Below are 10410 nucleotides of genomic sequence, written 5' to 3'. Positions count from 1 at the left end.
AACCCCCCACACGCCCCGGGTAACCGGGCGCTGCCCGGGGCGCCCGGCGGGGGGGGGGGGGGGGCCCCGGCCCCCCGCACGCCCGCCCCAAAGCCCCCGTGCGCCCACCTCGAAGCGCCCCCGTCGGCACGCGCTTCCGCAGTCGACGCATGGCACGGTTCGACCATCCGCGACAGCCTCCGACAGGACCGATGCCGACTCAATGCCGAGTTTGCTGACAGTCCATCAGGAGCGACCGGGCACTCACGGAGCCCGGGAGGTCATCGTCGCCCGCCGCCGCAGAACCCGGCTGCGCGGTCGGCGCGACGTCGACCAGGCCCCCGCCTGCCGAAGGCAGGGCCGGATCGATCGTCTCCGGGCCGGGCCGAGTCGGCGGCGGCGCATCCACGAGAGGGAAGGTGCAGGAGCTCTCGGATGTGACGGCGAGGGCGGCCAAGGCTCCGGCCCGTCCTTTGGTGAAACCGTGGTCGGGCATCCTGGGGAGCCATTCATCGACTGCACGCGCCTCTGTGTCTCCCTGCCTGCGCCACCTGTCCTGCCCCGTGGCCTCTGCCAGTCGGCGCAGGACGTAGAGACGGCCGGCAGATCCGCAACAGAGGTCGTGGCCATGCGGTTCCCCCCGCAGAGCGACGAGCATGGCGGCTTCGGCGGCCTGGAGGAATTCTGCCCGTCCCAGGGTCTGAGCTCCGTTCAGGAGCAGCAGGCACAGCCCCGTCGCTCCGTTGCACCAGCTCGATTCCCAGCCGGGACGGCACCACTGACCGAGTCTCTCCTCTGGGCCCTCAAGGCTTTCCCGCAGCGCCAGAGAGACGCGTTGCAGACAGTCGCCCAGGAGACCGGGGTCCTGGGCGGGCCGCCCAGTGGCGGCCTGCCACGCCAGGAGGGCCAGCAGCCATCCGGGGGATCCGTGGGCCAGACCCGGCCGAGGGGGCAGGCGAACTGCCGCCTGGCCCAGCCGTGATGCCGCACGGTCGCCGAGCTCCCTGAGAGCCGCGGCACTGTCCTCGGGCAGTGCCCGCAGTACGTGGGCGTTCATGAGGATGCAGGACGCCAGGCCGTGGGTGAGATCGAGGGGCAAGGTCGGTGTCACTTGGCGGCGATGCTCATCCAGATAGGCGCGCGCGGCTTCCGCGCAGGCCACACGGTCATCGATGGCGTGGGAGACGGCGACCGCGGATCCAAGAACGCCCAGCATGCCGTACCAGGCACCGCCGCGGCCCGGTGCGGCCGCTTCACGGGCGGCCGACTCCGGCGCGGCGACAGGCCCGGCCGAGTCGCCGGTGACGGCCTGGTCCGCCCACAGGACCGACCAGGCCAGGAGTGCCGGGTCGTCGGTCAGGCAACTTGCGCATAGCAGCGCGCTCGCCGTCCCGGCGGAGCCCGAGGCCATGGTCGGGAGGATCGGTCGCCGGGAGAGCGCGGACGGTGAGAGATAGGTCTGGAAGTGCTCGCGATGGGAGTGGTGCAGGCCGGAGGTTCGCCTACCGATGCGGCTGATCCCCTTGTCCGCGGCCTCGGTGAAAGCCGTCGCGAACGACGCGAGATTCGGCCAGCGTTCCTCGGGTTCCCGGCGCAACCCGCGCTCCAGGACCGTGAAGGTCTCCCGCAGAACCGGGTCGACATTCCGGGCGAAGTCTGCGCGGACGGTTCCGGCGGCCAGGTGCTCCAGCAGTTCCTGCTCGGTGTTGGCGAAGGGGTAGTGATGTTCCCCCGTGATCAGGAAGTGGAGGAGGGCGGCCATGCTGTACTGCTCACTGGCCGGCGAGTCCGGAACGTCACCGGTACCCGACAGCCGTGCTTGTGCCCACTGGGGATCCATCAGACGCGGCACGCCGTGACGGACCGACGGCCTGCCGATGGTGGAAGCGTGCGGAAAGTCGATCGCCCACACACAGTCATCAGGCCCCAGCAGGTAGTTGCCGCCGTGGACATCTCCATGGAGCATGCCTGCCGCGTGGATGGCGCCCAGGGTGTCGACCGTCCGGACACAGACCCTGAGTAGGCGGGGCGTGGCGACCCGGCGCATCACCTGTGCCTCCTGGTCCACACGCCGGCCGGGAATGCGGCTCATGACGAGGACCGGGCGCTGTTCACGGTCATGAGTGAAGGCCACGAGCTTCGGGACCCTGACGCCGCGGCCGTCGAGCAGGCGCAGCGCGGCTGCTTCGTGCCGCAGGTCGCACGGCAGCGTCCCGCGGCTGGGCTCGCGGCCAAGCTTGCAGACGACCGACTCTCCGGACGGATCCGTGGCCGTGTACACGTCTCCGTCCTCGTAGGACTGGAGGCAGGAGGTGATCCTCCACTGGAGGAGGCCGTCACCGATACCGCAGAGGGGGCCTGGCGCTCGGTCGCCGACCGGTCTGATCAAGCCGAGATCACGAAGGCGCACCAGAGCGGCGTAGCACTCGTCGAGGATGCGCTCAGGAGACCGTCCCGTGCGTTGTGCGTGGCGGATCACCGCTGTGACGGTTGGCGTCGGGTCGTGGAACTCGGTGACGAGCTGCAGCACATTGCCGTTGACGAAGACGGCGTTGAGGCGGCTGTTCCGACGCCCGAGCACGGCACCGTCCGCGTCGAACTCCGACCCGAGGGAGTTGCGCACGGCGGCGGAAAGGTCACGGGCGGGAACGACGGACAAGTCTTCGGTGACGACGAGGGGCATGTCCGTGAGCATTATCGGCCCCCTTCCGCCCATGCCCAGCAATGGGTGTCCACGCTCGCGAGATGGAGTCTTTCCAGCACGGCGGCGACCCGCTCCTGCGGGGGTGCCTGGTGCGATGCGATGAGCGTCTCCGCGGCCAGTCGGCAGACATACAGGCGCCAGCTGGCGAGTTCGTGCCACACGGGGCGCCCTTCCCAGTCGGGAGGGTCGGTTGCCTGGGTGACGAAGGGCCCAGCGGACGTGGCCGCGGTGAAGGGGAGAGGTTGCACGTTCAACGGTCCGACGGCGTCGGCGATCTCGGCCGCCACCTGGTCGGCGGCGCCGGAGTCCGACAGGTACAGCATGAACTTGTCCGGGCGAAGGACGGAGGGGAGGTCGAAGCCGACCTTGAACCCGGTGACGGCGGGGTGGGCCAGGACCGGCACGACCTGCCGCAAGGCGAACGGCAGGTCTTCCGGCATGCAGCACAGGTACAACTTCGTCATCGCGTGAACAGCTGAACCCTTTTCCCAGCGCCGCCACACCCAGGTGTCCGCGGTGCGCGGCAGGGCCCTGAACCCGGCGCGCTCCAGCGGCAGGAGGCCCAGCCCCAGCCACCCTGCCACCGCCTGCTCGTCCGGAAGCCGCGCCAACCAGCGACATGACACGGGATGCCGTCCGTAGAAGTACAGGCGACGGTGCAGAGCTTCGGCGGTGACCTTCGGGAACGCGGCTGCCCACCACAGAGCGGAGAGACTCACCGAGGAGTCGTCGGCAGCCTGGCGCATGCACGCCTCGGGGGGAGGACTCGGCGGAAGCGCATGGATTATCCCCTCCAATTCGAGGGCTCGGAGCAAGCGCGGATCGAGTCCGGTCTCGGTTGCGCGGGCCTCTCCCCGGCGGGCCAGACTGCCGACAGCCTCGGCGATGTCCCGGGGGAGGAACTTGACTCTCGCTGGGTGCGTGTGGGAGATCAGCACACCGCCTCCGGGAGGAATGCGCAGGCCGACGCATTCCTCCATGTCCTGAGCTTCGTCACGGGAGGCATAGGACCACTGCGGGGCCAGACCGACTCGCTGACGGGAGCGCATGACGTCAGGTCCGCGCCTGTCGGTTCCGAACGACGGGACCGTCAGCCCGAACTCCGCTCCTTGGCTGTCTGTTCCAGATCGGCCAGTGCGGCCTTCAACGACTCCCGCAGGACCGTCAGCTCCACCTCGGGGATCTCATGCGTGGAGCTCTTGCTGCCCGTCTTGCTGCACGTGCACGTACACGAGCATGTGCAGGAACAGGAACAGGAACACCCGCAGCCGCCGCCGTCGCCGCCGTCGTCCTCTTCCCGCACGGCACTGTGGGCCGTGACCGTCGGGTCTCCCAGGAACCTGCCCTGGCTGTGAATGACTCCCTTGGGGAGCGACTGGTCCTCGACGCGAACCGTGAGGTTACTGATTCGGTAATCGGCCATGAGAATGCATCCCTGTCCTGGACGTCCGCATAGCGCGCCGTCTTCATCGCGGAGCGATGTTCCGCCGGAGGTGCGCTGCTGCGACTTCTCGTGGCCGTCGATCCGGCGGGTACACCACCATGTGACATTGGGTATGGCTTCGTGCTGCTGGGGCTGTCAGCTGTACGGCCGCCCGCCTTGCACCTTCTCACTGACTAGCCTAATGGGGTGAACTGGGGCTGTCGTCTTGGATCACCGGCCGTACTGACCTGGGTGAGGCGTCAGCCCGCGGGTGGGAGGTTCCCACCCGCGGTGACGATGCCCGTCTCATAGGCGATGACGACCATCTGGGCCCGGTCGTGGGCGTGGAGCTTGGCCAGCAGCCGCCGGACGTGTGTCTTGACGGTCGCGATGCTCAGCCCCAGGTGCTCGGCGATCCCGAGGTTGGGCAGTCCCCGGGCCACCAGTCGGAGGACTTCCCGTTCCCGTGGGGTCAGGCCCGCCAGCTCCCGGGCGAGCCGCGGGCGCGGCTCGTGGCGTCCGGCGAACTCGCGGATCAGACGGCGGGTGACCGCGGGCGCGAGCAGGGCGTCGCCGGAGGCGACCACCCGCAGGGCTGTCAGCAGGTCGGCGGGGAGGATGTCCTTCAGGAGGAATCCGCTGGCTCCGCCGCGGAGTGCCGCGTACACGTACTCGTCCAGGTCGAACGTGGTCAGGACCAGCACACGGGTGCCGACGGCGTCCGGGTCCGCGCAGATGCGCCGGGTGGCCTCCAGACCGTCCATGCCCGGCATCCGGATGTCCATCAGCACGACGTCGGGCCGCAGCCGCAGGGCGAGTTCGACGGCCTGCTCGCCGCCGGCGGCCTCGCCCGCGACGGCGAGGTCCGGCACGCTCTCGATGAGCAGGCGGAAGCCCGCCCGCAACAGCGCCTGGTCATCGGCGATGAGGATCTGGACCGGCCGGTTCACCGTGCTGTCTCCGATCCGCAGGGCAGCCGCGCATGCACCCGGAATCCGCCCGTCGCCAGGGGGCCGGCGGAGAGGGTCCCGCCGCACATGGCCGCCCGCTCCCGCATCCCGATGAGTCCGTGCCCGCCGCCGGGACGCCGGGACGGGACCCGGACCGGGAGCCGGACCGGGAGCCGAGCCGGCGCGTCGTTGACGACCTCGATCTCGACCGTCTCGGGACCCACCCGGGACAGGTTCACCCGGCAGTCCGCCGATCCCGCGTGCCTGACGACATTGGTGAGCGCTTCCTGAACGATCCGGTAGACCGCCAGTTCCACACCCGGGGGGAGCGGTGGGTCCGGGTCGACGGACAGCTCCACGCGCGGGCCCGCGCCGTCCGCGAGCGCGGGCAGGTCCGCGAGACCGGGGGCGGCCCCCAACTCGGCCCCGTCACCGGGTGATCGCAGAACGCCGAGCATGCGGCGCATCTCGGTGAGCGCCGTCCGGCCCGCTGTCCCGACCAGTGCGAGGGTCCGCTCGGCCTCCCCCGGGTTGGTGGAGGCCACCGCACAGGCCACCTCGGCCCGTACCGCGATGACAGTCAGATGATGGGCCACCACGTCATGGAGCTCGCGGGCGATCCGCAGGCGCTCGTCCGTCACGGCCTGCCGGGCGGCGAGTTCCGCGTACGACCGCTGCTCTCTCAGCGCGGTGCCCACCAGCCAGGGCAGGGTCATCATCAAGGACGCGAAGACGACGCCCCACGCGACCCCGGAGGCCGGGACCGGTCGCGGGACGAGGGCCATGGCCGCCGCGACGGCGCCCAGCGAGCAGCCGAGCGCCGTCGCGGACCGGCGCCGCGGTTCCCGCGCCGCCACCGTGTACAGCGCGGCCCCGACGGGCACCCAGGACTCCTCCCAGCCGGTGAACGCCATGGCGAGGACCGCTCCGGCCAGGACCGTGTACAGCACCCGGACGGGCCGTCTACGCCGTACCGCGACCGGCAGCCAGACCACTGCCGCCACGGCTCCCGCACCCCAGCCACCGCTCCGCGTCTCGCTCGCGCCGAACGCCAGGGCGAGGAGCACGGCCGCGACCGTGTCCACGCCGTGCCACTGTCCGTCCCGCAGACGTCTGGCCACCAGCGGCCGTGACTCCCCGTCGCCCATGCGGACCACGCTATCCACACGGGGCCCCGGGGCCTGTCAGCCCGGAGGACGTCATCTCACGGGCTGAGTCCTCCGCGCGGCTGATGCCCGTCATACCCTCCTGGGCTGACACCGGGTTCCTCCCCGGGGGCGAAGCCGCCGGGCTCATCGGACGGAACAGTGGAGCCATGAACCGGAGAACACTGCTGTCCTCGTGCGCCGGACTGGCCGCCGCCCTGGTCCCGGGTCCGCTCGCGCCGGTGGCCGTCGCCCGACCGAGGCAGGAGGAACCCGTGAGGTTCCAGTTGCCCGCCCCGAACGGACCGTACCCGCTGGGTACGATCGCGCTGCACCTCGCCGACACCGCGCGGCCGGACCCCTGGGTGCCCTCCCGCCCCTGCCGTGAGCTGATGATCAGCATCTGGTACCCCGCCCGCGGCTGCGCGGCCCGCCCCACCGTTCCCTGGATGCCTCCGGCGGCGGCCGACCGGTACCTGGACATCCTCGGCCTGCCTCCCGGCCGGGTACGACTGGGAGACACCCACGGCCACGAGGGCGCTCCGGTCGGCGGCCCACCAGGCCCCCTGCCCGTCGTGCTCTACTCTCCCGGCGCCAACGCGTCACGGTCGTTCGGCACCGGTGTCGTGGAAGACCTCGCCAGCCACGGCTTCGTGGTGGTCACCGTCGACCACACCTACGACGCGGCGGCAGTCGCCTTCCCCGGTGGACGCGTCGAGACGAATCCGCTGGGCAAGATCAGCGACTACGCCAAGGCCCTCGCGGTCCGTACCGCCGACATCGGCTTCGTCCTGGACCGGCTCGCCGTCCTCCGCTCGGGCGGCCGACCCGGCGTCTGCCGCACCCCACTGCCCCCGGGCATCCGCGAGGCGCTCGACCTGCGGCGCGTCGGGATGATCGGCCACTCCCTGGGCGGCGCCACCACCGCCGCGACGATGCTCGCCGACGGGCGGATCATGGCGGGTGCGAGCCTGGACGGGGGCGCGGCGGGCCCGGTGGTGGACGCCGGGCTCGACCGTCCGTTCCTGGTCGTGGACACCCTGGGCAAGGGCGGCATGGAGAGCAACCCCGCCCTGCGCGCGTTCTGGTCGCGTCTGCGCGGCTGGCGCCTGCACCTGACCGTACGGGGAGCCGCGCACCAGGCGTTCGGCGACGACGTGCTGATCCTGCCGCTGATCGCCCCTCTCCTGGGCATGTCACCGCCCGATCTGGAGGACGAGGTCGGGACGATCCCCGGGCACCGGGCACAGGCGTTCCAACGCGCCTACCCGCGAGCCTTCTTCGACCTCCACCTCCGCGACCAGGGGCATTTGCTCGACGGTCCCTCCCCCGGCTTCCCCGAGGTCGACTACGCCCGGTGAACACCTTGGCGCCGGTCCCGCCCGTCCGGGCTCCGAGGCACGACGCCAGGGCGTTCACCGGGCGGAGTCCGGCGAGGGAGGGGACGGAGCGCGGCCCGCAGCTTGCGACGCCTGGTCACCGTCCGGCCGCGTAGCCCTGCATGCCCCGCGGGTCCGCCGCGGCCGACAGGAGCCCGGTGCCCGGATCGCGGGCCACCGCGCAGACCCGGCCCTCGCTCCACGGTCCGGTGACCCGCACCCGGTGCCGACGCCGCCGCAGTTCGGCGATGACGGCATCGCCGATCCGCGACTCGACGACGACCCGGGCCGGGTCCATGGCGTGCGGGTGGAACGAGGACGGGAAGCCCTCCTGATGCCAGTTCGGAGCATCGACGGCGCCCTGCAGGTCGAGGCCGCCGCGCACGGCCGGGCGCAGGGCGACGGCCAGGAAGAAGTGCAGGGTCCACTGGTCCTGGGCGTCGCCGCCCGGGGTGCCGAACGCCAGCACCGGCTCGCCGTCCCGCAGCGCCAGCGACGGGGACAGCGTCGTGCGTGGACGGCGGCCGGGGGTCAGGGAGTTGGGCAGTCCCGGCTGGAGGTGGGTCATCTGGAGGCGCGTCCCGAGCGGGAAACCCAGGTCCGGGACGACGGGGCTGGACTGCAGCCAGCCGCCGCTGGGCGTGGCGGAGACCATGTTGCCCCAGCGATCGACCACGTCGACGTGGCAGGTGTCGCCGCTGGTGGTCCCGTCGGCGGCGGTGGCCCCGTCGGCGGCAGTGGCCGGCCCGACGTGGTGGCCGCGGGCGCCCGGGTCGGTACCCGTCTGCTCGACGCCGCCGAGCGCCATCGCCCAGTCGCCGGTGCGCGTCGCGTCGACCGAGCCGCGCCGGCCGAGCCGTGGCGGCCGGCCGCCGGGCGAGCCGGGCCCGCCGGGCCCGCCGGGCCTTCCGGGCCTGCCCGGGCGAAGCTCGGCCGAGGCGAACTCACCGATCAGCGCGCGGCGTTCGACGCTGTAGGCGGGATCGAGCAGGTCGGCCACGGTGACTTCGATGTGCTCGGTGTTGTCGCCGTACCAGGCCTCCCGGTCGGCCATCGCCAGTTTGCCGCCCTCGATCAGCGCGTGGAGGTACTCCGGTCCGCCGTACTCCGGCCCGCCGTACTCCGGCGCCGGCCGTCCGAACTCATCGGGAAGCAGGGCGAGTTGCTGGAGGAAGACCGGCCCCTGACTCCACATGCCCGGCTTGCAGACCGTCCAGCCGCCCCACTCGTAGCCGACCGGCTCCTCGTACGTCGCCTCGAAGGCCGCGAGATCGTCACCCGTGAGCACCCCGGCGTGCGGCACTCCCGAGGTGTCCATCGCCGGCCGCGCGGCGAACCCGGCCAGCGCGTCCGCGACGAACCCCTGCCGCCAGACCCGCCGTGCCGCCTCGATCTGCTGTTCCCGCCCCGCCCCGGCGGCCTCCGCCTCCGCCAGCAGCCGCCTCCAGGTGTCGGCGAGGCGGACGTTGCGCAGCAGCGCACCCGCGGCGGGCGGGCGGCCGTCCGGTAGGTAGAGCGCCGCCGAGCTCGGCCAGTACCGCTCGAACTGCTCGCGCACCGCCGCGACCGTCGCCCCGATGGCCGGCAGCGCCGGGAATCCGTGCGCCGCGTATCCGATGGCGTACCGGAGCACCTCGGACAGGCGCTTGGTGCCGTGGTCGCGGAGCAGCAGCAGCCAGGCGTCGAACGCGCCGGGGACCGCGGCGGCCAGCGGTCCGGTGCCGGGTACCTCGTCCAGGCCGAGCGAGGTGAAGTGCCCGATGGTGGCTCCGGCGGGCGCTCCGCCCTGGCCGCAGAGCACCCGTGGGCGTCCCCCCGCCGGGGCGAGGATGATCGGCACCTCGCCGGCCGGCCCGTTCATGTGCGGTTCGACCACCTGAAGGGTGAATCCCGCGGCCACCGCGGCGTCGAAGGCGTTGCCGCCGTCCTCCAGCACCGCCATCGCCGCCGCGGTGGCCAGCCAGTGCGAGGAAGCCGCCATCCCGAAGGTGCCCTGCAGAGTCGGACGGGTGGTGACCATACGAGTCCCCCTTGGGTCGGGCCTGGGCTGCCAGGGATCCCTACCCGGTACTCCCCTGGCTTGAAAACCCAGCCGGCCTCCCCTCCGGTGCGCGACGGTCAGGGAAGAAGGAGTCAGTGGAACACGATGGCGTGACCCCCGGCGATGCTCGCCACACACGCCCGGTAGAGCTGCCACCAGGCGAAACGCTCCGTCTCGAACGGTCCGTCCGTCGCGGGATCCACGGCCGGCCCGAACTCCCCCGCGGCGGAGGGAACACCCTCGCCGTCGAGTTCGATGCCGATCGACGACGCCATCTCCGAGAGCTCAGCCAGCAGGCGCTGGCTGGAGCCGACGATTCCGGCGCCCTCGACTTCCGCCTCGTCGGGAAGGAACAGCGGATCCTCGAAACCGACCGGCACGTAGTAGCCGGAACTGTCGGAGTGACAGAGCAGATGTGAGGCGAGCATCGACGTCTCGTCCTGGATCTTCTCGCGGTCGCGGTCGTACTGGCGCTCGCTGACCTCCCGAGCGGGCGTGACGGGTTCGCCGAGGCCGACGAGCACCAGGATGCGGCGCAGCTGGGTCAGGTATCCGTAGGGGAAGCCGCCGGAGAAGACGTGGGCAGGGGGCAGATCGGTGCTCTCCGGCTCGCGCCAGCCGATTCCCTCCGCCGCGAGCGCCCGGCCGAGTCGGGCGAAGGCGGCGCGGTGATGGTCGAGGCCCTCGGCGTCATTGCGGGCCTGGTCGTGGAGGAGTCCCACGGATATCGAAAGTCCCATGGGCCAGAGTGTAGGAACGGCCTCCGACAGCGGCGGGCCCGCCCTTGCG

The 10410-nt window shown here is 71.9% G+C and carries 8 protein-coding genes; 1 reads left to right on the top strand and 7 read right to left on the bottom strand.

Annotation, left to right across the window (positions count from 1 at the left end):
• Window positions 1-199: 199 nt before the first annotated feature.
• From ACFRAR_RS25165 to ACFRAR_RS25145, 5 genes are all read right to left on the bottom strand, one after another.
• A complete protein-coding gene (locus ACFRAR_RS25165; protein WP_380700441.1) occupies window positions 200-2662 on the bottom strand; it encodes a lanthionine synthetase LanC family protein in 2463 nt (820 codons plus the stop codon).
• Between the two features lie 11 nt (window positions 2663-2673).
• Window positions 2674-3429 (bottom strand): hypothetical protein, encoded by a 756-nt coding sequence (locus ACFRAR_RS25160; RefSeq protein WP_380700440.1) that lies wholly within the window; start codon window positions 3427-3429, stop codon window positions 2674-2676.
• 344 nt (window positions 3430-3773) lie between these two features.
• Entirely contained in the window at window positions 3774-4106 is a 333-nt protein-coding gene (locus ACFRAR_RS25155; RefSeq protein WP_380700439.1) for a streptolysin S family bacteriocin, read from the bottom strand.
• A 260-nt stretch (window positions 4107-4366) separates the two neighbouring features.
• A complete protein-coding gene (locus tag ACFRAR_RS25150) occupies window positions 4367-5056 on the bottom strand; it encodes a response regulator (RefSeq protein WP_380700438.1) in 690 nt (229 codons plus the stop codon).
• Window positions 5053-6204 carry a sensor histidine kinase gene (locus ACFRAR_RS25145; RefSeq protein ID WP_380700437.1) on the bottom strand — a complete coding sequence of 384 codons (1152 nt, stop codon included), beginning with the start codon at window positions 6202-6204 and terminating at the stop codon, window positions 5053-5055. Before ACFRAR_RS25145 ends, ACFRAR_RS25150 begins: the two co-directional genes overlap by 4 nt.
• Window positions 6205-6371: 167 nt before the next feature.
• Here ACFRAR_RS25145 and ACFRAR_RS25140 point away from each other — a divergent pair, with 167 nt between their 5' ends.
• The gene (locus ACFRAR_RS25140) at window positions 6372-7562 is read left to right on the top strand and encodes an alpha/beta hydrolase family protein (protein ID WP_380700436.1); all 1191 of its coding nucleotides are present in this window, start codon (window positions 6372-6374) and stop codon (window positions 7560-7562) included.
• A 115-nt stretch (window positions 7563-7677) separates the two neighbouring features.
• Here ACFRAR_RS25140 and ACFRAR_RS25135 read toward each other — a convergent pair whose 3' ends face one another.
• Both ACFRAR_RS25135 and ACFRAR_RS25130 read right to left on the bottom strand, forming a co-directional pair.
• Window positions 7678-9600 (bottom strand): gamma-glutamyltransferase family protein, encoded by a 1923-nt coding sequence (locus ACFRAR_RS25135; RefSeq protein WP_380700435.1) that lies wholly within the window; start codon window positions 9598-9600, stop codon window positions 7678-7680.
• Between the two features lie 113 nt (window positions 9601-9713).
• Window positions 9714-10361 (bottom strand): hypothetical protein, encoded by a 648-nt coding sequence (locus ACFRAR_RS25130; protein ID WP_380700434.1) that lies wholly within the window; start codon window positions 10359-10361, stop codon window positions 9714-9716.
• Window positions 10362-10410: the final 49 nt, after the last annotated feature.

The organism is Kitasatospora sp. NPDC056651 (assembly GCF_042792155.1).
Classification (GTDB): domain Bacteria; phylum Actinomycetota; class Actinomycetes; order Streptomycetales; family Streptomycetaceae; genus Kitasatospora.
The sequence above is the reverse complement of the archived record's forward strand: the minus strand, read 5'-3'. Positions and strand labels throughout refer to the sequence as shown.

What these genes read in the sequence shown, in the direction of transcription:
- ACFRAR_RS25165 (WP_380700441.1), bottom strand. Translation starts at nt 2,662, where the DNA reads ATGCCCCTCGTCGTCACCGAAGACTTGTCCGTCGTTCCCGCCCGTGAC.
- ACFRAR_RS25160 (WP_380700440.1), bottom strand. Translation starts at nt 3,429, where the DNA reads ATGCGCCAGGCTGCCGACGACTCCTCGGTGAGTCTCTCCGCTCTGTGG.
- ACFRAR_RS25155 (WP_380700439.1), bottom strand. Translation starts at nt 4,106, where the DNA reads ATGGCCGATTACCGAATCAGTAACCTCACGGTTCGCGTCGAGGACCAG.
- ACFRAR_RS25145 (WP_380700437.1), bottom strand. Translation starts at nt 6,204, where the DNA reads ATGGGCGACGGGGAGTCACGGCCGCTGGTGGCCAGACGTCTGCGGGAC.
- ACFRAR_RS25140 (WP_380700436.1), top strand. Translation starts at nt 6,372, where the DNA reads ATGAACCGGAGAACACTGCTGTCCTCGTGCGCCGGACTGGCCGCCGCC.
- ACFRAR_RS25135 (WP_380700435.1), bottom strand. Translation starts at nt 9,600, where the DNA reads ATGGTCACCACCCGTCCGACTCTGCAGGGCACCTTCGGGATGGCGGCT.
- ACFRAR_RS25130 (WP_380700434.1), bottom strand. Translation starts at nt 10,361, where the DNA reads ATGGGACTTTCGATATCCGTGGGACTCCTCCACGACCAGGCCCGCAAT.